The sequence below is a fragment of the Candidatus Paceibacterota bacterium genome, assembly GCA_030583765.1.
Lineage (GTDB): Bacteria > Patescibacteriota > Minisyncoccia > 2-02-FULL-40-12 > GWA2-44-9.
Genome location: CP129474.1, coordinates 389,591 through 415,083 on the forward strand (window position 1 = coordinate 389,591; position 25,493 = coordinate 415,083).

The window sequence follows — 25,493 nt, forward strand, 5'->3', positions numbered from 1 at the left end:
GCTATGAGGCGTTCAGCTGGGCCCACTCCTTTTTAGCCTTCTCAATTTCAAGCAGTTGGCGTGGATCGGAGGTGATGACCTGGTCTTCTGCGTATGACGCGACAACTCGAATGCCGATGTGGCTCTGTCCCAAGAAGAAGAGGCCAAATCCGACGCGGGCCTCAAGGAGGTAGTATTTTTCAGCATCGGTGAGATTAAATGTTTCTTTTACGACCTCGATTGCTGCCGTCGATTGTTTCATGAGGATTTGCATCGATGAGTTGGTCACAATTGCTTTTCCTTGAGGGCTCGCCATAAAGTCCGGAATATCTTGGGAGATGGTGGTGAGGCCGACATAGTATTTGCGGCCGCGTTTTGCGATATTGAACAAGAACTCAGCCCCGACGGGATATTTCATGAGCCACCACGCTTCGTCCACTACAAGAATGCGCTTTTTAAGCTCTCGGCGCACCTGTGTCCATACGTGGTTGAGCACGAGATACATTGCGATTGGGCGGAGCTCTTCTTCCATGTCTCTAATACCAAAGACGACAAGCTGACTCTTGAGAGAAACGTTCGTGGGACGATTTAAAAATCCGCCGAACGTCCCCTCGGTAAACTTCTTCAAACGTGTTGCCATGGCCTCTGCGCCGGTCATGCCCTCAAGAATCTGCTGAAGGTCGCCGAGCACGGGGGCTTGGGCTTGTGAGAAGTCTGTTTCGGGAGAAATGTCTCTGATTGCGTATGTCTGAATGAGCGCCTCGTCTAAGAGCGAATCTTCTTGGGGGGTAAGCTGTCCCAAAAGAAGCTTCATGAGGCCTGCAAGATTGAGAATGTGGGAGTGAAACACGTCAGCCGGCGACTCTCCTGGGAGGAGGGCTGGAAGATCAAACGGATTAATGTGTTGGTCTGAGTTAATGGAGATGCGGACATTTGTCCCACCAACCGTTTCCGCAAGGAATCGATATTCGTCTTCGGGGTCAATAACAACGACCTGCGATCCAAACATGAGAGATCTCAAAATTTCGAGCTTTACCGTATAGCTCTTTCCCCCACCTGATGTTCCAAAGACTACCGCATTCGCATTGGGGAGGCTAAAGCGGTCGAACAAAACGAGGGAGTTGTTGTGTGTGTTAATGCCGTAGAGAATGCCCGTGCTTGATGTGAGGTCGAACGACGTGAACGGAAAAACCGACGAGAGCGGCTCTGTGTTGAGGGGTGTGCGCGCTTCAATCTTGTCTTCGTGGAGCGGTAGTGTGGTGAGAAAGCCGTCGAGCATTCGAAACGTTGCTTGCCTGGTGGTGATGAGTTGGTATTCCAAAAGGCTTCGCGCCTTACTCTCTGCCTCATCGAGCTCCTTTACGCTATTTTCAAAGAGTGTGACGTATACGCCAAGTTCAAAAAACTTATCCGTTCCTTGTTGGAGGCGGTCGCGAAGGTCTTCGATGTCCACCATAGCTGTTTCAAGCACAGGATCGCGCACCTTTCCTTTTGCCGTGTCTTCAATAACCTGTGACTGGAGCCTCGTGAGTTGGTTGCGGAGCTCTTTAAGAACTGCTGCCGTGTCTTTGGGTACGACATAAATACCGATATCAAATGTGCGATCAAGGTTAATAAGCGGCGAAAGCCAGCTCGTATGAAGGTAGCGCGGGAAGGTTCCAAGGAATAATGTTCTTGCGAACCGATCCCCCACCTGAATGTAGTTGGGGGTTACTTGTATGCCGGATGGGGCAACGCTGTCGGCGATTTTTTGTTCTTGTGCGGTGGTCATACGTTTTTTTGTAGCTCGACGCGTTCTTTTGGATTGTACCACTCCGCAAGTAGTGAGCGGAGCTCGTCTTGAGTGAGTATTCGTCCGCGCACCCCGATACTCACAAGCCCACTGATCAAAAGCTCTGCGCGTTGCGCAAGTTGGTTTTTATACGTAGCAAACTGTTGGTCATCAAACTTTGGCGCCTCAGTTTTTGCACTACGAAAAACATTTTTTATATTCGACAGCACTCCCTGCGACCCGGAGAGCTCGAGGACATAGAGCGGAATGACGATGTAAAACTTTTTCGTCATGATGTTGGAGAGCGTAGAAAGCTCCTGCACGAATTTTGCATATTCACTTGCCTGTATGCGCAAGAGTTCGTTTTGCTGTTCCCCGACCATAGTCTCCACCTCTTTTATATAGGCATCGAGAGAGAGTTTACGTGAATTAATCACGATTTCTATGGGGAAGTCGACAGAGTTTAAGATCCCCTGAAATCCTTGGAGGATGGCCGCCTGTTCGTCTGGAGATCGGAGTTCAAAGTTTACCGCACTCACTTCGAGCACAGAGCGCAGCGAGCCGTTTTCAAGGACGATGATGCCGTCTCGGATGTCGGCGACGTTTACAATTGTTTTAGTGGACTGTTCGGCCATTATTTGTATAGATACTTTTTAGGATTAAGCCCATACGAGAGCGCGTATGCAACATAGTTAATGAGCGGCATGTCCTCTATTTTTAAGAACGCGAACGCGAGAGAGGTAAATGCCGCAAGCGCCGCTACGGCAATAAAGGCGATTCCGTTAAGGAGCGCAAAGGCGATGAAAACTATAGAGCCCCCCATGGCGACCCACAAAAATTGGCGAAGCGTAAATGGCCCCACGAGGCGTGGCTCCGTCTCAATAAATTGTGGGACTTGGAATCGGGCCATAATGTATTATACCCCACTCTTGTTCCGGAGATCGACCACATTGTTTGTTACCTGTTCAGCGCTACCCGTTGGTGTGCCTAAGATGTTTTCGATTTCTTTTGCCGCGGCGATAGCAATATCATTTTGCAGCCCCCGCGCGACAAGGAACGACGGAACTTTTTCTAGTGCGATGGTGCGCGTAGCTACTTCGCGGAGCGCGAAGGCAATGTCTTCGACTACATCATATTTAAGATTATATTGATCGCCGAATGCGACAAGTTTTTCAGCGGTTTCCTGCGCTACTAAGATAGCCTTTATGTTTTGAGGAAGGGTTCCAAATACAGCGATAAAAGCGCCCCTAGTCTTCGGATCCTCTTTTAGGCGTTTTGCCAAGTATGGCGCCGCAAAGTAGTAATTCAATATAGACATGTTAAACGATTATTCCAGCCGCATTGAGTTTGTCGCGATTCTCTTGGAGAGATAGTTTCTCATGTACGGCGCGCAGGTCAGCAGAAGCCTTCTTCAGCGCATCTTCTTTTGCGGATAGCTTTTTATTCAGTGAATTTATCTTCCTTTGCGCGTCGCGTGCCACCTGTTGGGCTTGTGGCGCATTATTCCCTTGATTTGTAGATAGCCTCTGCTCCTCTGCATTAAGTTCTTGCTGCAGGTCTTGGAATTCTGAGCCAAGGTCTTGGATACTGCTCGTGAGGGCGTACGTTTGTGCTACGTCTAGCCATAGCTCAAGTTTTCGTAGCTGTTCCGGAGTAGCGTCGTCCATGATTTTTTCAATTCGGTGACCTTCTTGAGAGAGCATCTTTACAAGCTGTTCGATAAAGACGCGATTTTCTGGCTTCGGATCGAGCGCGCTCGACGGAAGCTCCCGTATTGTATTGTTGTTTAAGCCGGCGATAGCTGCTTCAAGGCCTTGTTCGAGTTCTTGCTCGGGCGTGAGGCCGCCAGGGACTTCTCGGAGCTTCTCGCCGAGCACGTTCTTAACAGTAATATAGTCTTTTATCTGTGGGACTCCCTGCTCATCTTTCTCCTCATAGGTTTGCCGTAAGATCTGCCTCTCCGTGGCCCAGTTCGGATCTTTCTTCTTTGCTTTCTTGAGGAGTTCTTTTATGCGATCGCGTGCAATCTCCGTTTTTTGTTCAAATGCAACGATCCGCTTTTCACGCTCCTGCTCGGTCTCTCCGGCGGCAAGCGGTGCGAGTGTTGTCTTGTCTGCGCCCGAGATTTGCGCCATGAGCTCAAGGGCTTTGTTAAGGTTTGGCGCGCCAGTAATCTCTCCGTCCTCAACCTGCTTGTTTACCTTTTCAGCGATCTTATCACCAAAAGCCTTTGCGGCGCGCGGAGATATCTCCGCGTACTTTTGATACACGTCGCGCATGCCGTCGAGAGAGAGCTTTCCTTTATCCAAAAGAATTTGTGCAGCAGCAAACGTCTCCGGGTCTTCGTAATTTTTCTTACGTAGAATATCGCGCAGCGCTTCAATAGAAGCGTCTTTGTCCTGGAGCGACTTCTTTTCGTCTCCAATATTCTTAGCAAACTGAGACTCACTTGCGCCAAAGCGTTTTGCGTTAGTCCACCACTTCTGCCACTCCTCATTGGCCTTCTCTCCTTTATAAAGTCTTCCGAGCGTTGCGTCGCTCGCTCTCCCAACCCAACTCGTGCCAACCTGTCCCTTGAGCCCGCTCTTTTCTATCTCCTTTACTTTTGCTTGCCATGCGCGCTGGGCCCCCGTAATGCCAAGCGCGTCATAGGTCATCTGCTTTGCCTTTGTTGCGCCCCACACAGCCCCCGACCCTGCCACGATGCCACCACTAATTGCGGCTGCTGTCCCACCGAGAAAGATAAAGCCAACAAGGAGGTAGAAGAAAACGACGCTAAGTGGGAAGCCAAGGATTCCGGCCCCGTTGCCGTATGGTTGCTGGACCTTAATAATGGCATCTTGTTGTGCAAGTACGTAAAGGCCAACATATAGACATAGTAAAAAGATTGGGAGAAAGGTGTTCCATCTGATATATTCACTCAGCCAACGATCCCACACCTTCTTCTTTAGGCTTGGAATTAGGTATGAAAAAAGTGCCACCGGAGAGGATATAAGCAGTGCCCACAAAATGGGAATTTTTATAAGGACAAAAACAAATGCGATGAAAAATGAAACTCCAACGAATCCGTACATTAGTATAGAAAAGAAAGACTTTGGGATACTCGCTGTATTGCTGTATGGGTCAAAGCTAAGGAAGGTTTTTATAGAAAGAGCCGGCGCGATGCGATCCATGGCGTCCTGCATGTTCGCCAGGAGTGTTGTGCTTATTGAATCAAAAATTTCAACCCCAGTTATTGTGATGGCGAAACTAAAATTCATAAGAATTGCTACCGCAAGCACCTGAGGCAGCATTTTTTGGATGGTGTAGTTTGGCCAGAGCTTAAGAATGCTCGCATACGCCATAGTGATCATGGCGAGAATGAAGAGCATATTGACGAAGTTTCGCGCCAATATCCAAATATCTCGAATAAACGTGTATTCGTGAGTTGTTGTAGCGTAAACCAGCGCAAAGCCTAGGCCTTTAGCGAGCCAGGCGACAATGCCTCCAACTATAAGTAATAGCGCCTTCAAGAATCCAGCTATAAAACCCGTGGCATTGCCAGTAAAAAACTCAGCAATAGTGAGTATGCCGTCAGTCCAGCTAGCTTGCGCGCCGGTCGGCATGAAAAAGACTACTCCTCCGAGAGTGATTATCCCCACTAAAGCTATCCTTTTTGCTGAAAGCAGTTTCATTAGAATTGCGGTGGGATACAGATGGCGTTTGGAATGAAGCGCCGAATGAACCCAGTCCCAGTGTCGCGGAGTGCGGAGATGTCAGAGTTCTCTTGGAAGTTGTCTCCTGAGCGGTACATGTTCACTTCTTCGCCATCGTGTTGGGCTGTAAATCCTGCAGCCCGCATTTCACTAATGACCGCAGTGTGGAATTTGGTAGCGTTTACATCTCCCGGCGCCTCAATCTCGTTTGGATTTCCAGGATTAAGACCAACGTCCTCCCCTGCGCGCGCCTTGTCCTGTACGCGGTCAATGGCGAGCGAGAGGTCGTCTAAATATTGGAACCGTGCCTTAAAAAGTTCGTATGCAGGATCTCCTGGGCCGCCAGGTGGCTTACATTCGCACCCTGGACCACAGTTAACCTGTGGAGGTGTTGATGCCGTTGGGGTGGGGCTGGTTGTCTGTGTTGGCATTGGAACACATCCGCTCGTTTGCCCGGGCGCACATGGCGGTAGCGGTGTTGGTACGGTGTAGTCGCTGTCCGTTTCCGATTCATCAAAGACTCGCTCCACCAATCTGCGCGCAATGTTGCTTACCACAAGTTCAAGCTTCTCATCTACGACAGTGACCCAGTCAACCTCTCCTTGGTAGCGGAGATTGTCTATATTCCCCACCGTTGTCCCTGGCGTTTTAATCTTTGCATACACTAAGCATCCAGTGTTGAAGAGTCCGGGCACTAAACAGCTTGATTCTTTCGTGTCGCCGCGCACCCCACGAAATCCTTGATTTGCAATAACCTCATTCATCTCGGCGCCTTCTATGGCAGCAACCTGACGACTCATCTCGTCGCGGAGGATCGCCTGAAGTCCCGCGGGGTTGTTTTGCGGTTCGGCGAAAAGTTTATATACCGTATCCCAGCCGCCAGCACCCACAAAGTCTTCCGAAAGCTTTTCTAACGTGAAGCCTTCTGGGAGCGTGCAGCGCGCAGCCTGGTCAAGCGCTTGATCCCCTACTCGTGGATTGAGTAGGTTTGAGGCAATGCGCCCCTCGTGTTGTGGAAGCACAGAATATGCGCTGCGAGCCCCCTGTTTCAGATAGTCACAGATGGCATTTGAAGATTCGGCTGTTGCGTTTGCAAGAATGACTCGGAATATTTCTTCGCCGCGCCGTTTTGAGTTCAACTGAAACTCTCGCCAATTAGTAATAAATGTTTCGGCGCCATCAGGTCCTCGATCTCGTACGATATTTTTAAACCCTTCAAGGATGTCGTCAAGCGCTGCTCGTGCGAGACAGCGTTCAAATATGGCTTTAAATGCAGATTCGAGCTCAACCCAGCTGGGCTTTTCTGCAAGACCAAAAAAAGAGAGCACTGTGTCGATAGCTGCATTTTTTGCCGTTGCCCTCATGGCACGCACCGAGCACTGAAAAACTTGGTTTGCAGATCCTAGGATGCTGTTGAGATTAAAGCTGAACGCTTCTGCGCGTAGCGGCATTAAAGAAGATGTGGAAAGTGCTATAGAAACTAGGATCGCAACAGATATTTTATGAATATGCGTCATGGTCGTCGAGGAGAGAAAATGTCTCGGAAGGCGCCAATGCTCTCTGGTGTATCGACAAAAAGAAGGCGCCACAGCCCACCCGTAACGGATATGTACTGGAAAGGATCAGAGACTAGGATTGGGGCGGTTGCATAATGTTGGCGCATGCGCTTAAGACTTGTAAGGAGCGCATCGTGTTTTGATGCATATGCCCGAGGCACTATAAGTGCATCTAGCTTTCCAATGAGGGCATCGAGCGCCGCTAGATCAGAGGCAATAAACTTTGTGATGGAGTCTGGGTTGCGCTGATATGCCTCGAGTGCAGTTAAGAAGCTCTCAAACGTTATATAGTGCGCATCGATAATGCTCTGGAGTGGATGTTGCATAGCCTTACTATAGGCGGCGATAATCTCCGGCGTATCGGCAACGACTTGGTACCGGTGAGTTTCAATTGCTGGGATATTGAGCTGTGCCTGCAGGATAATATCGTCAACGATAGCGCCCGCCGCTTCTTCGGTGAGGTCTCCTGATTTGGTTGTTGCGCCACTTGCGAGCGCCCCAAGCACAAGATTGGTGGTTCGTTCGGTCACGTTCCCCTGCCCTTGATATGGAAGGAGATCATCAGGCCCAGGAATAAGAGGGTCTCTACCAGAGACAGTCTCTTCTCCATCTTTAAAGCCGTCTCCGTCAGTGTCCGGGTTCTGGTAGTCAGTGCCCCAGAGCGCCTCTTCTCTGTCAGGGAGGCCGTCTTTATCTGTGTCTAGGAACTGGGGCGTTGGCGATGGGGCTGCCGCTGAGCGAGTGAGGCCGAGCGAGGCTTGCTCTGCAGCGTCTCGAATAGTTGTGAAGAAAAAGCTAAAAGCCCCGAGTGCCCCGAGGGTGAGTACGGCGATCGTGATCGTCGCCTGTCTATTCATTCACACAAAGCAATGGCCACACAATATGCGGGTTCTTGCTTCCTGTAGTATACGCCACATCCACCAGTTTTTGCGGCCTTTTTGTTGATAGAAAATCCTACGAAGTGCGCATGCGGGTGAAGAGTGCGCTCCACTCTTCACACGAGAGCTCTTGGGCCCTTGTGGTGGCAGGTTTTTTGAGGTCGGCAAGGAGGAGCTCGACGCGTTCTCGTGGCAGCGAGGCGTGGGCCGCTAGCACGGCGGCAAGTTGCTTGCGGGGGTGGGCAAACCCTGCGCGCACAAAGGCGCAGAGGCTTTCATGCGGGCGTTCAGCGTGGGGCGTGAGCTGGATGACAGATGAAAAGACACGTGGCGCTGGGCGGAAGCTTCCCGGCGCAACGTTCATGATTCGTTGCACAGATGCAAAAAGTTGCGTACACACCGCGAGGATATTCATATGAGGCGGCTGTGCCATCATGCGCTCTGCTACCTCTTTTTGCACCATAAAAACAATTGTGCGTGGTTGGGGCCATGTTTCTAAAACGGTGCGGAGAATTGCGCCAGTTATGTTGTATGGAATATTTCCAACAATACTATACGCTTCGTTTTCGTTGAGTGCTTGGCGAGGGTCCCACGTCAAAACATCTGCGGTCTCAATACGTACCGAGGGCATGCCGCCAAACGCGGCGATGAGGTTGTTCGCGAGAGCCGAATCTTTCTCAATAGCGATGAGACGATGGGCGCGTTGCGCGAGGTGTGTTGTCAGCGCTCCGGGTCCCGGTCCAATTTCAATGATGGTTTCTTGTGGCTGCGGCGCGAGCGCGTCAATAATCGCGTTTCGCACCCCTTCGTTCACGAGGAAGTTTTGCCCCAACATTTTTTTGGCTCGAGGAAGGCTCATGTGTCGTAGTGTATAACCTCATCTTCTCCCCCATTGTGCCGCTCCCACTTTATCAAGTGCTCGGGGATCTCTCCCAAGAATCGAGAGGGAATATTTGATTGCGTGCTCCCGAACATGCGCCGGAATCGTGCATAGGAAAGAAAGAGCCTTTCTTTTGCGCGCGTAATGGCAACGTAACAGAGGCGCCGTTCTTCTTCGAGCTCATGCGGTGATGCAAGGGTGCGGTTGTGCGGAAAAAGCCCTTCCTCCATGCCAACGACGAAAACCACAGGGAACTCGAGGCCCTTTGATGAGTGAATGGTCATGAGCGTGACGCTGTTCGTATCTTCGCGGAGGCGGTCCATGTCTTGGAGTAGCGAGATGTGCTCGAGGAGCCCCGTGAGACCTCCCGCCTCTGGGTTGTCGAATTTCTGAGCGACTGAGACGAGTTCGCGGACATTTTCCATGCGCTCGTCCCCTTCTTTGCCTGTTTTGGCAATGCTGGTGCGTAGGAAGGCTTCGTAGCCGAGTGTCTTTGTAACGTAGTGTATTAATGAGCTTGGGGGCAGGTTTTTTGCGGCATCCGCAAATCCTGCAAGGGCGCTTGCGAGGGCTGCTATTGAGCGCACCGCTCGCGGTGTGAGCGAGGCAGTTTGCGCAATGCTCTCTGTTGCTGCAAGGAGATCCCCGTCACTTGCACGCACAATGTGTTGCACTGTTGCAGTGCCAATTCCGCGTGCGGGGACATTCGCGATGCGCTCAAAGCTGACGAGGTCTGCGGGGTTAGCCGCCACCTTGAGATATGCAAGAATATCCTTGATTTCTCTACGGTCATAGAACTTTAGGCCGCCGATAATACGGTACGGAATGCCCGTGGTAATAAGCGCCTCTTCAACGGCGCGCGATTGTGCGTGAGTGCGATACAGGATAGCGATGTCGCTGCGCTTGCGGTTCCGTGCGGTGAGGTGCTGAATGTTGTCTGCGACACGAAAACCCTCATCTCGCTCATTGATCGCTTCGCGAATAGAAATAGGTTCTCCATGTGTATTAGCGGTCCAGAGCTCTTTGGGAATCTGCGATGCGTTCTGTGCGATCATATGCTGCGCCGCCGCAATGATATTTTTCGTAGAGCGATAGTTTTGTTCTAAGAGAATAACCTGTGCATCCGGATACTCTTTTTGAAAGTTGAGAATGTTGCGAATGTCGGCGTCGCGGAATAGGTAGATAGATTGCGCATCGTCGCCGATGCAGAAGATGTTCCGATGCTTTGCGGCAAAGAGAGTGACGAGCTGGTATTGGTTGTGACTCGTGTCCTGATACTCGTCAACAAGTACGTACTGCCAGCGGTTCTGATAGCTCTCTAGGATGTCCGGATGTTCTTTCAAGAGCCGTACAGTGACGGAGATGAGGTCATCAAAATCAAATGTGTGCGCCTTGAGGAGTGTGTCTTGGTAGATGCGAAACACCCTGCCGACAATTTTCTCGAAATGTTCTTTTGGTGCGTAGGTGTCGGGCGTGATGAGCGACGTTTTAAGCTTTGAAATTTGAGAAAGAATTGCCGCGGGGACATATTGCTTCGGATCAAGCTCAAGCTCAGCAAGGGCGCTCTTCACTATTGAGAGCTGGTCATCACGATCTGCGATGCTAAATTGCTGGCGATATCCAACAAGGTGTGCGTGTACGCGCAGGATACGAAGGCAGATAGAATGGAATGTGCCCATTGCCGGCTCGCTCGCCATTGCGGGCATGAGGGCATGCACACGATCCCCTATTTCTTTTGCTGCTTTATTTGTAAACGTCACCGCAAGAATGGATGTAGGAGGAATGCCGTGGGCGATGAGATACGCGATGCGATGAGTAAGGCACCGTGTTTTGCCGGATCCAGGTCCAGAGATAACAAGCACCGGCCCCTGAATGGCCTGCACTGCTTGACGCTGCTTCTCGTTAAGACCTTTTAAGATGTGCTCCACAGAAAAATGTAGTGGACCCAAGGAGATTCGGCTTCGTCTCTCATCCTGACCGACCGTCAGGACTCGGACTAGCCACCGCCTCCCGACCTCACAAGCTTGTGAGGTATCGGTCCGGCGTTCGACTCTCCTTGTATTAGTTACTAGCTTGGAATCATTCCGCCTCAAGGCGGACTCATTCCAAGATGTGGACCCAAGGAGATTCGAACTCCTGACCTCGTCAATGCGAATGACGCGCTCTACCAGCTGAGCTATGGGCCCTCAAGCTGCCACTATACCAAAAGGCGAACTGCGGAGCTTTTTGTGTTCGTACAGTACACAGTCGGGCTGCCGAGAATCGAACTCGGTCTTCATGAACCCGAATCATGCGTACTACCGGCATACTCCAGCCCGACGGTGTACTCTAAAGACACAAGAAGCGCACAAACTATACCCTTTTTTGAGGCGTTTTGGCAACTGGCTCTGCCGCTGATACAGAGTATTTTTTCATGCGCTCTTTCTCCTCTGCTTCGCGTGCGGCTTCAATCTTTGCCAAGTGAGTGCGGAGAGAATCAAGTGGCATTTCTGCATATTCCTTAGCGAGAGCAAGGAGTTGTTCTTTAGTGTTGTGCTCGGGGGCGTCCAAGACGTCGGCGAGAAGCCCATTGAGAACGAGGCCCATGCGCGGGCCGGGCTGCATACCCAACTCCTGCATAAGCGTTTCCCCGTTTACCGCAAGCATTTTTACTGAGATGGGATCGCTTGATACTTTGTCGATCATGTACTTGAGGTGGCGCAGCTTATAGGGCACCGCCTTGGGTGTGCCCGAGCCAATACGATCTCCCTCCCGTACGCGCAACAGGTCGTCCATGTTTTCTTTCCCCACTTTCGCAAGGAGGCGGCGGACCGAAGACTCGGTGACCTCTCCCACGTTGTAGTAGAACAAGTGATAGCGCACCAGTGTGGTGACGCGCTCAACGATCTCTTTTGAATACTTCAAGCGAGAGAGGATTGCTTTTGTCATGCGTCCACCAACAACGTCATGGCCATAGAACGTGGAGCGTGTCCCCTCCCCCCGTTTTGTGCGGGGCTTGCCAACATCATGAAGAAGACACGCGAGACGCACGACAAGTGAATAGTTTTGCTCCGCTGCGTACTTCAGTGCTCGCGCATTATGTTCCCAGACGGTATAAATGTGATGCAGGTTCTGGGAAACGCCGACCCCCTCAAGGAGCTCCGGTATGATGTGGCGAAGGAGACCGACCTCTTGAAGGAACGCTACCCCTTCATAGGCGCGGGGCGATACGACAATTTTTGTGAATTCATCTCGGATGCGCTCTACAGAGATAGCATCGAGCGTTGACCCAAGCGCCCGCATTGCGGCAAGTGTCTCTGGTGCAATACTAAAACCGAGCTCTGCGCCAAGGCGTGCTGCGCGCAAAATACGCAATGCATCTTCCGAAAAGCGCTCATGCGGGTCTCCGACCGTGCGGATGGTGCCGTCTCGAATATCTTGGGCGCCATGGAATGGGTCAATAATTTCTCCACTCTCACTCAGTGCGATGGCATTGATAGTGAAATCTCGCCGCGACAGATCCTCCGCAAGCGTTTTTGCGAACGTAATTTCATCCGGATGGCGTCGATCAGAATACTTTCCCTCGATGCGGTATGGAGTGACTTCAACGAGTGCTAGAGTTGGTTCTTCTGATCCAGTTTTAACGCTCACGGTGCCAAACGTGTTTTCGTAGACGTGTTCCGGGAATAGTTTTTGGATTTCCTCTGGTCGAGCGTTTGTGGTGACGTCCCAATCTTTTGGCGCCACGCCGCGGAGCATGTCGCGCACCGATCCGCCTACAACGAATGCCTCAAAGCCAGCGCTTTTGAGCGTGGTGAGAACATTCTGAATGGGAGAAGGAATATTCATGCATGGTGTGCCCTCGGTAGGAATTGAACCCACATCAACGCCTTAGGACGGCGCTGCTCTATCCGTTGAGCTACAAGGGCTCGGTGCCTGCGTGGGCGTTGCGCGAAATCGTTGCTATCCTAGCACTTTTGTGGTACTTTTTCAAACGTTTTCGGGCCGTTAGCTCAGCTGGTAGAGCGCCTCCATGGCATGGAGGAGGCCACCGGTTCAAGTCCGGTACGGTCCACACATTGCTTGTCGTTCCCGCGGCCTCACGTGATATACTGCGTGTATGCCAAATGGAAATCTCAACGTTCCCGTTCAGAAGCTCCCCCACCAAGAATCAGCTCCAGATTTTCGCTCGTCATTCCAGTGGCGCGTGTTTCGTATCATGGCAGAGTTTGTCGATGGGTTTCAGTTTATTGCAGATTTTAAAAAATCGATCACTATTTTTGGATCAGCACGAACGCTCCCCGGCACGAAGTGGTATGAAGAGGCGCGGAAACTTGGGAGCATGCTCGCGAATGCTGGATTTGGTGTTGTGACCGGCGGCGGCCCAGGCATTATGGAGGCCGGGAATCGGGGCGCGGCTGAAGCGAACGGAGAATCGATTGGTATAAACATCAAACTTCCCTACGAGCAGCGCATTAATCCGTTCGTGCGTAAGGCAGGGAGCTTTCATTACTTTTTCGTGCGTAAAGTTATTATGTCGTATTCTGCGTGGGCATACGTTTACTTTCCAGGCGGCTTTGGTACGCTCGACGAATTTTTTGAGCTCGTAACGCTTATTCAGACCCGAAAAATCTCAACTCGTATTCCTCTTGTACTCGTGGGGCGTGAATTCTGGGAGCCGTTTGCCACATGGATTGATGAGGTGCTCTATAAAGAGTATGGGTCTATTGATAAAGACGACATGAGTATTTACCGTATCGTGGATACCGCAGAAGAGGCCTTCGAGATTCTCAAAGATGCTCCAGAGCGGCGAGAGTTCTAGCCCTCCCCTTTCTCTGAGACCTGTGGTACACTGGCACAGTTTTATTGGAGGGTTGGCCGAGTGGGCCCATTCCGAATACTTGGAGGAATGGGCGGGCCCTAAACAAGGGCCCAGGAACCACGAAGGCTCGCAGTTTTATTGGAGGGTTGGCCGAGTGGTTTAAGGCGCCTGTCTTGAAAACAGGTGGGCGAAAGCCCTCGTAGGTTCGAATCCTACACCCTCCGCAGTATGTAATCACGGAAGCGTGGCTGAGTGGTTGAAGGCACCACACTCGAAATGTGGCATGGGGGTAACCCCATCGGAGGTTCGAATCCTCCCGCTTCCGCCAGACAAAAAGAGACTGCCGTTTGGCAGTCTCTTTTTGTGCTGTGTTACTAGGGCGGAGGATTCGAAGGGCGGACTGATATGTCATCAGTAGATGACATCAGGAGCCCTGGGGCCCAGAACCGAGATGCCGCGGCGGCGGCATCGAGAGTGGCGGGCGAATCCTCCCGCTTCCGCCGTTGGGTTGTGTGGTATGATGGGGTATGGCTCGAGTTGTTAATCTACGTCGGCAGCAACAAGAGGGGGCGCAAAAAAAAGACGCTCACCGCCCTCGTCCACTTCGTGCTCCCATGCGCCAGTGGGCTGGCGTGCCACATGCGCGCGCACCAGAAGCTCCAAAACTACCCCAACAAGAGCAGCTCTCGTCTCAAGAGGCCTTAGGGGGACAAGAGCTTCTTTCGTGGAGCGTTCCTGCGCGCATCGCTGGGCCACGTGCGCTTTTGCTGCCCGGCGGTCTTTCTGCCGGAGCTCTCGCGTCGTGGCTTGCGCTCGGTGACCCTGCGCTTGCGATGCTTTGCGGCGCTTCGGCGGCCACTACGTTTTTAGTGGGGCGCGAGGGCTCGCGCCTTATTGTCCAGCTTTCCGACACAGCGATCATCTTAAGAGATCGCGTTATCCCATTTACATCACTGGTCGGGTTTTGGGTCCACTACATTCCCGGCGGAGAGAAGGAGTTGATTTTTCACCCAAAACAGTGGTATGCTCCCCTATTAGTCGTGCCCCTAGGCGACGCTGATCCGGTGGCGGTGAGGACGTTTCTCGCCGAACGGTTAATCGAAAAAGAAGTAGAGCCATCTCTGTCCGCGGCAATTGCAAGGCGGCTTGGATGGTAGTGCAGCCCTCGTCGTTCAACGGATAGGACACAAGATTGCGGATCTTGTAATTGAGGTTCGATTCCTCACGAGGGCACCAAAACACAACACTCCCGGATTTCGGGAGTGTTGTGGCATAAAGAGCTACGAAAGACTACATTGCTGGCTGTTCTGGTGCGGGAGCTGGCACTTCTTCAGATGCGCCGCAAGACGCGCAAGTCATCTTACAGGTTGCCGCGTGCTCACCTTCGTGTGCTGGTTCGCACTTCATTTCCATTGTTCCACCGCATGATGCGCAAAGTTTGTTTTCCATAGGGCACCCCCTTTCTAATATAGAGGGACCATATCACACATTAGCAGATATGCCTACCCTTTTTTTCTATTATGAAAGCGTTCGTGCACTTCGCGAAGCTGGCGATCCGTAACGTGGGTGTAAATTTGCGTTGTGGTAACGGATGCGTGTCCGAGCATCGCTTGTACCGAGCGGATGTCCGCCCCGTTGCGCAAAAGGTCGGTTGCATATGAGTGGCGCATGGTGTGCGGGCTTACATGCTTCCCTACGATGCCGGCCGCAACCGCATGTTTCTGTACGATGCGTTGCACGCTGCGTGGCGTGATGCGAAGGCGCTCATTCTTGCCGTAACCATTTTTCGGTATGCGGATAAAAAGGGCTGGGTCGACATCCTTGCGCGCAGCGAGATATGCTTTGATGTTTTGTTGAGCGTCCGAAGAGAGAAATACGAGTCGGATCTTCCCCCCTTTACCCCTTACGGGCACTTCACCGCGGGCTACATCAATGCGGTCTCGCTCTAGGGAGCATAGCTCTGACACGCGCATGCCGGTGCTGAAAAGCGTTGCGAGCATTGCCCGGTCACGTAAGGCCGCAAGCCCATCCCCCTTCGGAGCAGACATGAGGCGAGCGACCTCGTCACCCTCAAGAAATGTTACCTGCCGCTCTTCCTGCTTTCCTAATTCAATCCTTTCAGGTGCTACAGACTGTACGTTTCGTTTTACGAGATAGGTTAAAAAATTACGAATAGCAATGATGTGATAGTTTTGTGTTACGCGCTTGAGCGGTTTTCCGTCAGCATCAGCTAAGCGGTTGAGGTGGAGACGGTATTTTCGGATAAGATCTTCGGAGACGTCAGAGATGTCGTTTGTGTTCGCGAAGCGCACGAATCGCTCAAGATAGCGTCCATAATTTTCGACAGTTTTAGGTGACCGATTGCGCTCGATCTCAAGGTACTCAAGATATTCGTTTTTGAGGTCTTTAAGACGCTCTTTGGCCATATGTGGGTAGTATACACGCTTTTATGGCGCTCGTCTGGGCGCGCTTGCAGCACTGCCCCTTTTATTGTATAATGGACGGGTACTGATTGTCCCTCGAGTGGTCTGGCCCGCAGAACGCGCCTTACTCCTCCTGTGGCATGCATGTGTAGCATGGCATTATCAACACAACAGAAATCGAAGATCGTTTCCAAACATCAGACGCACGGCAAAGATACGGGCTCCCCTGACATTCAGGTCGCCCTTTTTTCATCGGAAATTGACCGCCTCGTGAAGCACCTTCGCAAGCATGCGAAGGATAACAGTTCCCGAGTTGGGCTTTTAAAAATGGTTGCTAAGCGCCGCCGCCTTCTTGAATATCTCAAGCGCACAGAACCAAAGCGCTACGAGAAGCTCATTAAGGATCTCGATTTGAAGAAGTAACAACGGGCGCGGACGGCACTGCCGTCCGCTGTTCGTTTCTATCACAATTATGAATCATAAACTTTCAGTTCCCCAGCGAAAAACGCACCGCGTTGGGGTGTTTGTGGATGTGCAGAACATGTATCATTCCGCAAAGCATTTGCACGGTGCGCGAGTAAACTTTAAAGAACTCCTCTCCATTGCCACAGCTGGCCGAGACCTCATTCGAGCTGTTGCATACGTGGTAAAATCAGATACAGAAGAAGAGCGTGCTTTTTTCGATGCACTCGAAAAGTCGGGCTTTGAACTCAAAATGAAGGACCTCCAAGTGTTCGCCGGTGGCATGAAGAAAGCCGACTGGGATGTGGGTCTTGCTATCGACGCTATTTCCCTGTCGCGACAGCTCGATGTGGTCGTTATTATTTCTGGAGATGGAGACTTTGAGCCGCTGGTAAATTATTTGAAACACCAAGGCCTCATTGTGGAGGCAGTTGCATTCCGTCGTTCAACGAGCTCTCGTCTCGTAGATGCTGTACACAACTTTATCGATCTCGATGAGACTGCAGCCCTCATGCGCTCTCGCCGAGCTTTGGCGCGTGGCCGTCGTAGCACGCGCACAGAGCGTCCGGAGCGGGAGGCGTCCGAGCCCCGCGCTGTAGGTACTGATACTGATGGTCTCGACGATGCTATCTCATAGATTTTACGCAATTCTTGCTGTTGTTGTGGGCGTTGCCGCGCTCCTTTTGGGAGCGCGGCTTGCCCTCCGCGATGCGCACCAAGATGGCGCCGCGTCACCTACCCCTGGGTGCTACTACCAACAGGTGCAATGTATTCGCGCTCCATGTGATCCGGTGCTTGTGTGTCCAACGCCAAGCTACTAGTAATTCTCTTATTGTTTCGGTATAGTCTCTTTGTATACCGCTTGTCGCACCTCCGCCATTGTCCGCATGGGGCGCTAGCCTTTTTTGTCCTCTTTGCGAGGACTAAGGTGGCCAGCTTCCGATGGGAGTGTGTGTGATCGCGGCAGCATATGCAGGAAAAAACATATACACGCACAATTGCCGGGAGAACGCTCTCTGTGCAACTGGGAAAACTCGCACAGCAGGCGAACGGATCTTGTTTAGTTCAGTACGGTGAAACCACAGTCCTTGTGACTGCGGTCATGGGGGCGGACGCTAAGGACGTTGACTACCTCCCCCTTTCTGTAGATTACGAAGAACGCTACTACGCTGCGGGAAAGATGAAGGAGTCTAAGTGGATGAAGCGCGAAGGGCGTCCGCCAGAAGAGGCCATTCTCACGGGGCGACTCATTGATCGTGCAATTCGACCCCGCTTTAACCATGATATGCGCAACGAAATTCAAGTCGTTGCGACGGTTCTTTCATTTGATCGTGAAAACGACCCCGATATGGTTGCAATGTTCGGCGCTTCGCTCGCGCTCCTCATCTCCGACATCCCCTGGGACGGGCCGATCGCCGGCGTTCGCGTAAGTCGCGATGGGTCTCGCATGATCGCTCACCCAACCTATTCGGAGCGCACTGCCGGTGATTTCGATATCGCAATAGCTGGGACAAAAAACCGCATCAATATGATCGAGGGTGGTGCGCGCATTGTCCCTGAAGCGCAGATTAGTGAAGCTGTTGCCTTTGGATTCCAGGCAATGCAAGAGCTTATCGCTTTTCAAGAGGAAATCGCCGCGGAGGTGTCCGTCAAAAAGCGTCAGGGCGCCCTCGCTTCTATCCCCGACGATGTGTCTGCGCTTGTTGCTGGGGTGGCGACGCCGCTTTTAGATAGGGCGGAGGGTGGGCTCTACGCAAAAACTAAAGAGGCGTTTTACACAAACGTTGCCGATGCGCGGGCAGAGGTGAAAAACGCAATTGACACCGCATATGCTGGCCGCGCTGACATCGCGAAGGTACACGAGCAGGCTATGGTTGCCTTTGAGCGCGTTGCGGATGCTGTCGTGCATAAAAATGTACTTGATCGCGATATGCGACCCGACGGGAGGTCTCTCACTGAGGTGAGGGATCTTTCTGTACAAGTTGGCGTCTTGCCGCGTGTACATGGCAGTGCCCTATTTCAGCGGGGGCAAACGCAGGCCCTATCAGTACTAACACTTGCGGCGCCCGGTATGGAACAGTGGATTGAGACAATGGAGATCGAGCTTACGAAAAAGCACTTCATGCACCACTATGTGTTCCCGCCGTTTTCAGTTGGAGAAACGGGGCGCATGGGATCTCCTGGGCGTCGTGAGATAGGCCATGGTGCTCTTGCCGAGCGTTCGCTTGAGCCCATCATCCCCTCTCGAGACACGTTCCCGTACACTATCCGTGTAGTCTCTGAAATTCTCGGCTCAAACGGATCGTCGTCTATGGCATCGGTCTGTGGGTCCTCTCTTGCTCTTATGGAGGGTGGCGTTCCTATTGTTGCGCCAGCCGCCGGTATCGCGATGGGCATTATGTTTGATGGTGCTGGAGAAAAATATAAAATCCTCACCGATATTCAGGGGCCCGAAGATCACTATGGCGACATGGATCTTAAAATTGCAGGCACGCGCACCGGCGTTACCGGCATGCAGATGGACGTAAAAGTTGAGGGGATCACGCCGGCCATCTTTACAGAAACCCTTGCTCAGGCTCGCGAGGCCAGAATTCATATTCTTGACGCTATGGAGCGCGTGATTGCTGCGCCCCGTGCCGAGCTCTCGCCCCTTGCGCCACGCGTTCATACGCTGCACATTGACCCCAAGAAGATCGGCATGGTTATTGGATCTCAAGGAAAGACTATTAACGAGATTACTGAAACCACTGGTGCATCCATTGATATTGAGGATGATGGGACCATCTTCGTGGCGTCACCAGATGCGAGTAAGGCAAAGCAGGCAATTGATTGGATTGAGGCCATAACCTATGAGCCAAAGCCAGGAGATGCTTTTCAGGGAACAGTGACTCGCATTCTCGATTTTGGCGCCTTTGTTGAGTTTATGCCTGGCAAGGAGGGCATGGTGCATATCAGTGAGATTAATGGCGAGCAGCTTGATCATCCGAGCAAGGTCCTCCGTGAGGGACAATCAGTCTCCGTCACCGTAAAAGAGGTGGATGCCATGGGAAGAATTAATCTCACGATGCTCCCCCCAGGAGTCGCGCCTGCAGAGCGCCCCGCTCGACACAGTAGTGGGCCCCGCAGAGATGGCGGCCGTAGTCGCCCACCGCACCAAAAGAAGCGATACTAAGACATACACACACCGCGCAAAAGCGCGGTGTGGTTTTCTCGTGGTACAATGCAGGTGCTATGGCAGATGCATCTTCAACGGGAAGTCTCGATGAACTCCTCCGCTCTCTTCAGGAAGAGCAAAAAAAGCAACCACCGGTTGCGGCTATGCCGCCCGCCCGCGAGCAATCTGCCGCCCCGGCGAACACCTCTCAGATCCCCCCTGTGCCAGTGAGCGTTGGGCAAGACCAGCTCGCCGCCCGTCGTACTCAAAAAAGCGATGTCCCCTTTCAGCGTAAAAAAATTGATATTGCATCTCTTCCGCCGCTTGGGGGCAAGGCTTCCGCTCCGCAACAGAAACAGCCGTCCCAAGCAAGTGGAGCCCTTGAAGTAAAGGAGGAAAGCATCCCTGTTCCTCAGGGCCAAAAGACGATCATTCGTACTATGGCGCAAGATATCGCGAGCGCTGGCTCGGGGGGTGTCCTCTCCACAGGGACTCCCATGGAGGCACCAGTCGTTCTCCCTACACCTTCACGCCCGAAGCCTCAGGAGGCGGCTCAGTCGCCCAGCGAGCCCTCTTTGACCGCGCCAGCGCCACAAGTGCCGCCCGCGTCTACGCATCACGGCCGCGTTGGTTCAAGGACAATTGCATACGTTGTCGTTACAGCTATCGCCCTCGGCGCTGGCGCGGCATATTGGATCTCCCAATCGCCAGAAGCTTCTCGCATGATTCCGCGTGAATCAAAAATCCCAGAGACACTCCCCATCCCCTCGGGAGAGCGACAACAACTCTCTGTTTTGTTGGGCGGTGCGCTGGAAACTGTGACGCTTTCAGGCGAAGTTTCCGGCACATCAATACACGACGCCGCATCGTCACTATTGCCAGCTCCACAGCGTCTACGAAGGTTCCAAATCGCGGGGCTCGGGAACGAGGCGCCCGTAAGTCACCCGCGGGATATTTTTGATGCGCTTGGCGTCGTGCGTCCTAGCGAGATTGATACTATGTGGGGAGAAGAGGGGGCGATCCTAGTGTTTGGCCAGCCATCGATTTTTAATTCCCGTGGGGTGCTTGTCTCCCCTCCTCCTACACAGGAGACGCGCCTTATTTTAATCGGAGAAGTACTCGATGTGGCACAAGCATCTGCAGCTATGGATGTGTGGCGCGCGACGGGCGTAGACAAGTCGCTCGCAGATCTTCTGCGCTACGACATACTTAAGGCGAGCACGCCCGATATTCAAACTGGGACCTATAAGTCATACACAATTCACTACAAAAACTTCCCCTATAGCGACCGAGCTCTCGACTACGCGCTTGCGGATGGTCCCGATGGCCGAGCATATCTTCTCTTTGCAAGCTCAAAAGAGGCAATGAGCGCGGCGCTCGACCTTTTCCACGCACAGGCCGGCGAGACTGCTCTCTAGGATGTTGGTGACACAGTTGGTGACACAGTTGGTGACACGTGTCATGGCACTAGTGTCACGAAAACCACGTGACACTATATTTCGTGACACCATGAAAAAGTCATTATATTTTGGCCGTTTCTCCATACAATCGTCAGGGAGATGACACCAAAGGTGTCATGGTGTCACTAAATATATTGAGGTGTCACACATGGTGTCGCGTGACACCATGTCACCTATCGTGACGCTGACATATCCACATTTTTGTGTTGACGCTATATTTCCGTCGCGTATACTGGCATTAGTTCCTTGTAGTTGATACGCGTTCGTTTTGTTCCTTCTGGCCGCGCGCAGCGTGCGCCGGTCGGTATATTCCCCCTACACAGGGGCCCGCCCACTTGGAGAATCAATCCTTATTGTTTCCGGGGCTCGAGGCCCCTGTTTTTGTTTTTTATTATTTCGTATATAATCCATTTCTATGGACCACGCATCGCTAAAGGCGTTACAGCAAAAACTCGAAGCAGAAAGGGGCGTACTCAAAGAGCGCCTGCGTGAGGTTGGAGTTGAAAATCCAGCGGTTCCCGGCGATTTCGAGCCAACGCTTCCTAATTATGGCGATGAATACGACGACACAGTAAACGAATCCACTGATTTAGACGCAAATATAGCCGTTGTTTCCGAGCTTGAGCGGCGATTAAAAGAAATAGAGATTGCACTTGGGAGAATCGAGAACGGTACCTATGGGGCGTGCACGACCTGTTCGACAAAAATAGCAGAAGAAAGGCTCCACGCGGTCCCTACCGCTGCGCTCTGCAGCACGTGCGCCCAGAAGCTTTAAAAGCCCCAATGCGGGGCTTTTGTGTATGCCAACACGTATTCGATCAGCTGGCATTGTAGGCATAGAAGCATCTCCTATCGATGTCGAGGTAGACGCTGTCCCAGGAATACACTCTTTCCTTCTCGTTGGATTGCCCGATAAAGCAGTGCAAGAATCGAAAGATCGAATAAGCGCGGCTGTGCGCAATAGCTCTTTCGCTCCGCCAAGCGCAAAGCACAAGCGTATTACGATCAGCCTAGCTCCAGCTGATTTACGAAAAGAAGGGCCCGCCTTCGATCTTCCCATTGCCCTTGGATACCTCGCAGAAACCAAGCAAATACAAGGAGATTGGAGTAACACGCTTTTTGCTGGGGAGCTTGGACTTGATGGCTCACTGCGCCCTATCCGCGGAGCGCTTCCGCTTGCCCTGTGTGCTCGGGCGGAGGGCGCTCAAGAAGTTGTATTGCCCGTCGAAAATGCTCGCGAATGTGCGTGGATTGAAGGGATCTCCATAGTTGGCGCCAGGTCGTTGGGGGAAGTTGTTGCGCACATTATGCAAACAGTACGATTAACAAAATGCACGGCGACTATCCGTGATGAGGTAGACGTACATGATCCCTTTGAACATATTGTAGGCCAGGATTCTGCAAAGCGCGCGCTCGTTGTCGCGGCGGCAGGAGGGCACAACGTGCTGATGTTCGGAGCTCCAGGGTCCGGGAAGACGCTCCTTGCGCGGGCTCTTGCGAGCCTTCTTCCTCCGCTTGAACACCAAGAAATGCTGGACGTAGCACGCATTTATAGCGCCGCAGGCCTACTCTCCGGAGACGCTGTTCCACGAAGGCGCCCATTTCGTAATCCGCACCACACCGCCTCGGCAACTGCTATTATTGGCGGCGGAGCCATCCCCCGCCCTGGGGAAATTAGCTTAGCGCACCGAGGAGTCCTGTTTCTTGATGAACTGCCCGAGTTTCCCCGCTCGGTTTTAGAAAGCCTACGCCAACCACTCGAAGATGGTGTTGTGACAATCGCGAGAGCTTCTGGGTCAGCAACGCTTCCCGCCCAATGCATGCTCGTTGCTGCGATGAATCCATGCCCTTGCGGCAACGCTGGGGATCCAGAGCTTGAGTGCGTGTGCTCTGGTGCGCACATTGCGCGGTACGCAAAGAAAGTTTCAGGACCGCTACTGGACCGACTGGATATTCAGGTGCGCGTTCCCCGAGAAGTGCGCGCATCATTTAAAAAGGACGTAGCGCCTAATGCTGTGATAAATATGCGCGCGAGGGTTGCGCTTGCGTGGCAGATGCAAAAGGAAAGGAACGCTCATTTCGGTATTTTGCGAAACAGCGACATTCGCCACGGTTTTATTCACGATGTATGCGCACTTTCTGATGGCGCCGAGCGACTACTTGAGTCTTCTGCGAGGGCATTTAAGCTCTCGATGCGGAGCATTCACCGGATTCAAAAAATTGCTAGAACTGTCGCTGATTTAGACGGCAAGGCGTGTGTTGAAGAGGGGCATGTAGCCGAGGCGGTGCAATTGCGCACATCCGACATGGTGTCAGCAACCTGACTAGTGTCACGATAGGTGACACTAGTGACACCGTGTCACCACAGAGATGACACCTATAGTGTCACCAATGACACCAATCGTGACACCATGAAAAAATAGAGCAAATAAGCCATATTTTGCATCGGTGAGTGGTGCCAAAAATGTTGGTGTCACCTACCGTGACACCCATCGTGACACTAGTGACACCGTGACACCCATTGTGACACTTATGGTGACACCTAACATTGGTGACACAAAAATAACCGCCAAGGTGGCGGTTATTTTTGTGCGAGCGGGTTCTTCGCTCCATGGACCTCAAAGTGTAAGTGGCATCCTGTCGACTTTCCCGTTGTTCCCATAAGGGCTATGACATCCCCCTTCTCTACAGTATCGCCAACAGCCACTAGGAGTCGCTGAGCGTGAGCATAAAGCGTCTCTGTTCCGTTGTTGTGCTGCACCTTAATATATTGGCCAAAACCACCATTATACCCCTCTGCGTCGCTGACAGATACGGTACCGCTTGCTGCCGCATGGATGGGGGTGCCACAGGTATTCGCTATATCAACGCCATTGCGTCCATGAACTCTCCCCCAATTGAATCCTATAGTCGGAAGTTTGAAAAATGAGCCTAAGTCGGGCAGGTATCCAAAACGATTCGTTGCTGAGGCAACGTTTCTCTGTGCACTCATCTTGCCGTCCGGAACGGCAATTTCTTTACCTATCTGAAGCCTTCCATCACGGGGGATGCCATTAAATGTTATGACAGCGTCCTCAGTAACGCCGTACTTCTTTGCAATGGAGGCGATCGAATCCCCTTTCTTTACCGTATGCAATACACCAGAAATAGGAGGAATGCGTAGTGTTTGATTTGGCTTTATACTATCGGCATCGCGGAGGTTGTTTGCCCACAAGATTGATTCTGTAGAGACGCCGAAATCAGAGGCGATGAAAGAAAGAGTGTCCCCCTTTTGGACGCGATATGTAACGGTTCCACTACGTTTTTCAGTGATAAGAGCTGCGGCATTTTCGTCGGCTGGCGCGACGGTAAGAATTGCGCTCTCGCTAATCATGGCAAGGCTTGGCGATGTGGCGGCCTGCCCACCCCAGCCAGGAATCGCCCCAATAGACGATACTGGAGTTTCCTGGGTGACCGTGTGCTCTGGGGACCCAACGAGCGCGGCAAGGTGCGCTTGCGCAAGGCGCAGGGGCTCTTGAGGGACAAGCGCAAAGCGCTCGCCCTGTGCACTAACCCCCGCGAATGAAAACAGAAGAGCGCTTGCGCCCATAAGTGCAAGAATGGCCTCTTTTTTTGTACCGGATGGCACACGAATATCTCGTGTTACGCCCTGGTCCGGCGTGGCGTGCTCAAACGACGAATTGTCGGTGTGAGTATAAATAGTACGTGCGTTACCCTCTCCCTCTTCGCGTTCTGGTCTGTCGTTTCGTTCATGTGTGGGAAAGAGGCGCATCTCCCCTAGGAAAACAAAAGCCCCCGTGGGGGGAGAATTGCTCCCGCCATGGTAGCATATAGGGAGGGTATGCGTCAACGACCTTCGTCCACACGCGGCTTGAGTGAAAATGGGCAAAAAACGAGCGCTTTTGGCAACTACGCAGAAGATATGGCGGCGCAATTTTTGGTACGCAGGGGCTATGAGGTACTTGCACGCAATTGGCGCCGACCGTGGGGTGAATTGGACATCGTTGCGCGTGTTCGTGGGCTTCTTGTGTTTGTAGAGGTGAAGGCAGGAAAGGGTGGGGGAGCTGCTTTTGAGCCAGAGCTGCACGTAACTAGAGAAAAGATACAGAAACTACTGCGAACCGCGCGCACCTACCTTGCGGCACATAACTATAGCCCCGAACAGGAGTGGCAGATTGACGTCATTTCAGTAATGGTAGATGCGCCAGCGCAGAAGGCGCACATTCGGCACTATAAAAATATAGAAGTAGGGTAGGAGGGCTGGGTGGGTTCGTGAATGCTCGCGCTCCTACTCGCCCTCACCTTATACTAAGGAGCAATCCTTACCGTTCGGGCTGCGGGAGGGTAGGATCGGGGGCATGCACAACACTGCGAGAACTAGCTGCGCCGCCAGTAGGGTGGCGACGGCGTGCTGAATCTTGGGGTGGGGTTTTG

21 protein-coding genes, 7 tRNA genes and 1 pseudogene are annotated in these 25,493 nt (G+C 52.3%); 13 read left to right on the forward strand and 16 right to left on the reverse strand.

From position 1 onward, the window contains the following. Position 1: 1 nt before the first annotated feature. From QY311_02105 to QY311_02165, 13 genes are all read right to left on the reverse strand, one after another. Complete coding sequence (locus tag QY311_02105) at positions 2-1,750, reverse strand: ATP-binding protein (GenBank protein ID WKZ26918.1); 1,749 nt, start codon at positions 1,748-1,750, stop codon at positions 2-4. Beyond that, complete coding sequence (locus QY311_02110; GenBank protein WKZ26919.1) at positions 1,747-2,385, reverse strand: hypothetical protein; 639 nt, start codon at positions 2,383-2,385, stop codon at positions 1,747-1,749. Before QY311_02110 ends, QY311_02105 begins: the two co-directional genes overlap by 4 nt. Next, a complete protein-coding gene (locus tag QY311_02115; protein ID WKZ26920.1) occupies positions 2,385-2,660 on the reverse strand; it encodes a PrgI family protein in 276 nt (91 codons plus the stop codon). Before QY311_02115 ends, QY311_02110 begins: the two co-directional genes overlap by 1 nt. Positions 2,661-2,666: 6 nt before the next feature. Further along, entirely contained in the window at positions 2,667-3,068 is a 402-nt protein-coding gene (locus QY311_02120; GenBank protein ID WKZ26921.1) for a hypothetical protein, read from the reverse strand. Between the two features lies 1 nt (position 3,069). Beyond that, the gene (locus QY311_02125) at positions 3,070-5,355 is read right to left on the reverse strand and encodes a hypothetical protein (GenBank protein ID WKZ26922.1); all 2,286 of its coding nucleotides are present in this window, start codon (positions 5,353-5,355) and stop codon (positions 3,070-3,072) included. A gap of 68 nt (positions 5,356-5,423) precedes the next feature. After that, positions 5,424-6,962, reverse strand: a complete 1,539-nt coding sequence (locus tag QY311_02130) for a hypothetical protein (GenBank protein WKZ26923.1) — start codon at positions 6,960-6,962, stop codon at positions 5,424-5,426. Continuing rightward, the gene (locus QY311_02135) at positions 6,959-7,858 is read right to left on the reverse strand and encodes a hypothetical protein (GenBank protein ID WKZ26924.1); all 900 of its coding nucleotides are present in this window, start codon (positions 7,856-7,858) and stop codon (positions 6,959-6,961) included. Before QY311_02135 ends, QY311_02130 begins: the two co-directional genes overlap by 4 nt. 97 nt (positions 7,859-7,955) lie before the next feature. Next, positions 7,956-8,738, reverse strand: a complete 783-nt coding sequence (rsmA, locus tag QY311_02140) for a 16S rRNA (adenine(1518)-N(6)/adenine(1519)-N(6))-dimethyltransferase RsmA (GenBank protein WKZ26925.1) — start codon at positions 8,736-8,738, stop codon at positions 7,956-7,958. Beyond that, on the reverse strand, positions 8,735-10,687 hold the full coding sequence (locus tag QY311_02145; protein WKZ26926.1) for a 3'-5' exonuclease: 1,953 nt from the start codon (positions 10,685-10,687) through the stop codon (positions 8,735-8,737). The genes rsmA and QY311_02145 overlap by 4 nt, the downstream gene beginning before the upstream one ends. A 185-nt stretch (positions 10,688-10,872) precedes the next feature. Next, positions 10,873-10,945: transfer RNA gene (locus tag QY311_02150), tRNA-Ala, on the reverse strand. A gap of 61 nt (positions 10,946-11,006) precedes the next feature. Beyond that, positions 11,007-11,077, reverse strand: a tRNA-Pro gene (locus tag QY311_02155). 34 nt (positions 11,078-11,111) lie between these two features. After that, on the reverse strand, positions 11,112-12,587 hold the full coding sequence (locus QY311_02160; GenBank protein WKZ26927.1) for a CCA tRNA nucleotidyltransferase: 1,476 nt from the start codon (positions 12,585-12,587) through the stop codon (positions 11,112-11,114). Between the two features lie 8 nt (positions 12,588-12,595). Further along, positions 12,596-12,667: transfer RNA gene (locus tag QY311_02165), tRNA-Arg, on the reverse strand. Between the two features lie 73 nt (positions 12,668-12,740). On the opposite strand from QY311_02165, the gene QY311_02170 reads away from it, so the two are divergent. The 6 genes from QY311_02170 (at position 12,741) to QY311_02195 (ending at position 14,796) form a co-directional block, all read left to right on the forward strand. Continuing rightward, positions 12,741-12,813 (forward strand) — tRNA-Ala (locus tag QY311_02170). A gap of 45 nt (positions 12,814-12,858) precedes the next feature. Beyond that, complete coding sequence (locus QY311_02175; GenBank protein ID WKZ26928.1) at positions 12,859-13,560, forward strand: TIGR00730 family Rossman fold protein; 702 nt, start codon at positions 12,859-12,861, stop codon at positions 13,558-13,560. Positions 13,561-13,700: 140 nt separating this feature from the next. Further along, positions 13,701-13,784 (forward strand) — tRNA-Ser (locus tag QY311_02180). A gap of 14 nt (positions 13,785-13,798) precedes the next feature. Then, positions 13,799-13,888: transfer RNA gene (locus QY311_02185), tRNA-Ser, on the forward strand. Positions 13,889-14,087: 199 nt separating this feature from the next. Then, on the forward strand, positions 14,088-14,717 hold the full coding sequence (locus tag QY311_02190) for a hypothetical protein (protein WKZ26929.1): 630 nt from the start codon (positions 14,088-14,090) through the stop codon (positions 14,715-14,717). Positions 14,718-14,721: 4 nt separating this feature from the next. Further along, positions 14,722-14,796: transfer RNA gene (locus tag QY311_02195), tRNA-Arg, on the forward strand. Positions 14,797-14,850: 54 nt separating this feature from the next. On the opposite strand, the gene QY311_02200 is transcribed toward QY311_02195, so the two are convergent. Both QY311_02200 and QY311_02205 read right to left on the reverse strand, forming a co-directional pair. Further along, complete coding sequence (locus QY311_02200) at positions 14,851-15,009, reverse strand: hypothetical protein (GenBank protein WKZ26930.1); 159 nt, start codon at positions 15,007-15,009, stop codon at positions 14,851-14,853. A gap of 53 nt (positions 15,010-15,062) precedes the next feature. Beyond that, positions 15,063-15,986 (reverse strand): tyrosine-type recombinase/integrase, encoded by a 924-nt coding sequence (locus QY311_02205; protein ID WKZ26931.1) that lies wholly within the window; start codon positions 15,984-15,986, stop codon positions 15,063-15,065. Positions 15,987-16,136: 150 nt separating this feature from the next. Between QY311_02205 and rpsO the strand changes: the two genes are divergently transcribed. The 6 genes and pseudogenes from rpsO to QY311_02235 all read left to right on the forward strand — a co-directional run bounded on the left by rpsO (position 16,137) and on the right by QY311_02235 (position 23,383). Next, positions 16,137-16,406, forward strand: coding sequence for a 30S ribosomal protein S15 (gene rpsO, locus QY311_02210; protein ID WKZ26932.1), 270 nt, complete (start codon positions 16,137-16,139; stop codon positions 16,404-16,406). A 49-nt stretch (positions 16,407-16,455) separates the two neighbouring features. Beyond that, positions 16,456-16,941, forward strand: a pseudogene (locus QY311_02215) (NYN domain-containing protein). 474 nt (positions 16,942-17,415) lie between these two features. Then, positions 17,416-19,617 (forward strand): polyribonucleotide nucleotidyltransferase, encoded by a 2,202-nt coding sequence (locus tag QY311_02220; protein ID WKZ26933.1) that lies wholly within the window; start codon positions 17,416-17,418, stop codon positions 19,615-19,617. 59 nt (positions 19,618-19,676) lie between these two features. After that, the gene (locus tag QY311_02225) at positions 19,677-21,017 is read left to right on the forward strand and encodes a hypothetical protein (protein ID WKZ26934.1); all 1,341 of its coding nucleotides are present in this window, start codon (positions 19,677-19,679) and stop codon (positions 21,015-21,017) included. 457 nt (positions 21,018-21,474) lie between these two features. Next, positions 21,475-21,834, forward strand: a complete 360-nt coding sequence (locus QY311_02230; GenBank protein WKZ26935.1) for a TraR/DksA C4-type zinc finger protein — start codon at positions 21,475-21,477, stop codon at positions 21,832-21,834. Positions 21,835-21,859: 25 nt separating this feature from the next. Then, entirely contained in the window at positions 21,860-23,383 is a 1,524-nt protein-coding gene (locus QY311_02235; GenBank protein WKZ26936.1) for a YifB family Mg chelatase-like AAA ATPase, read from the forward strand. 257 nt (positions 23,384-23,640) lie between these two features. Here QY311_02235 and QY311_02240 read toward each other — a convergent pair whose 3' ends face one another. Further along, positions 23,641-24,831: a peptidoglycan DD-metalloendopeptidase family protein gene (locus tag QY311_02240; protein WKZ26937.1), complete on the reverse strand. Its 1,191-nt coding sequence runs from the start codon at positions 24,829-24,831 to the stop codon at positions 23,641-23,643. A gap of 69 nt (positions 24,832-24,900) precedes the next feature. Here QY311_02240 and QY311_02245 point away from each other — a divergent pair, with 69 nt between their 5' ends. Continuing rightward, on the forward strand, positions 24,901-25,314 hold the full coding sequence (locus QY311_02245) for a YraN family protein (GenBank protein ID WKZ26938.1): 414 nt from the start codon (positions 24,901-24,903) through the stop codon (positions 25,312-25,314). The last annotated feature ends 179 nt before the right edge of the window (positions 25,315-25,493 follow it).

Coding starts and splice junctions, on each gene's coding strand:
- QY311_02200 (WKZ26930.1), bottom strand. CDS start 15,009: ATGGAAAACAAACTTTGCGCATCATGCGGTGGAACAATGGAAATGAAG.
- QY311_02160 (WKZ26927.1), bottom strand. CDS start 12,587: ATGAATATTCCTTCTCCCATTCAGAATGTTCTCACCACGCTCAAAAGC.
- rpsO (WKZ26932.1), top strand. CDS start 16,137: ATGGCATTATCAACACAACAGAAATCGAAGATCGTTTCCAAACATCAG.
- QY311_02130 (WKZ26923.1), bottom strand. CDS start 6,962: ATGACGCATATTCATAAAATATCTGTTGCGATCCTAGTTTCTATAGCA.
- QY311_02245 (WKZ26938.1), top strand. CDS start 24,901: ATGCGTCAACGACCTTCGTCCACACGCGGCTTGAGTGAAAATGGGCAA.
- QY311_02125 (WKZ26922.1), bottom strand. CDS start 5,355: ATGCCGACCGGCGCGCAAGCTAGCTGGACTGACGGCATACTCACTATT.
- QY311_02115 (WKZ26920.1), bottom strand. CDS start 2,660: ATGGCCCGATTCCAAGTCCCACAATTTATTGAGACGGAGCCACGCCTC.
- QY311_02235 (WKZ26936.1), top strand. CDS start 21,860: ATGCCAACACGTATTCGATCAGCTGGCATTGTAGGCATAGAAGCATCT.
- QY311_02230 (WKZ26935.1), top strand. CDS start 21,475: ATGGACCACGCATCGCTAAAGGCGTTACAGCAAAAACTCGAAGCAGAA.
- rsmA (WKZ26925.1), bottom strand. CDS start 8,738: ATGAGCCTTCCTCGAGCCAAAAAAATGTTGGGGCAAAACTTCCTCGTG.
- QY311_02105 (WKZ26918.1), bottom strand. CDS start 1,750: ATGACCACCGCACAAGAACAAAAAATCGCCGACAGCGTTGCCCCATCC.
- QY311_02220 (WKZ26933.1), top strand. CDS start 17,416: ATGCAGGAAAAAACATATACACGCACAATTGCCGGGAGAACGCTCTCT.
- QY311_02120 (WKZ26921.1), bottom strand. CDS start 3,068: ATGTCTATATTGAATTACTACTTTGCGGCGCCATACTTGGCAAAACGC.
- QY311_02110 (WKZ26919.1), bottom strand. CDS start 2,385: ATGGCCGAACAGTCCACTAAAACAATTGTAAACGTCGCCGACATCCGA.
- QY311_02240 (WKZ26937.1), bottom strand. CDS start 24,831: ATGCGCCTCTTTCCCACACATGAACGAAACGACAGACCAGAACGCGAA.
- QY311_02175 (WKZ26928.1), top strand. CDS start 12,859: ATGCCAAATGGAAATCTCAACGTTCCCGTTCAGAAGCTCCCCCACCAA.
- QY311_02135 (WKZ26924.1), bottom strand. CDS start 7,858: ATGAATAGACAGGCGACGATCACGATCGCCGTACTCACCCTCGGGGCA.
- QY311_02190 (WKZ26929.1), top strand. CDS start 14,088: ATGGCTCGAGTTGTTAATCTACGTCGGCAGCAACAAGAGGGGGCGCAA.
- QY311_02225 (WKZ26934.1), top strand. CDS start 19,677: ATGGCAGATGCATCTTCAACGGGAAGTCTCGATGAACTCCTCCGCTCT.
- QY311_02205 (WKZ26931.1), bottom strand. CDS start 15,986: ATGGCCAAAGAGCGTCTTAAAGACCTCAAAAACGAATATCTTGAGTAC.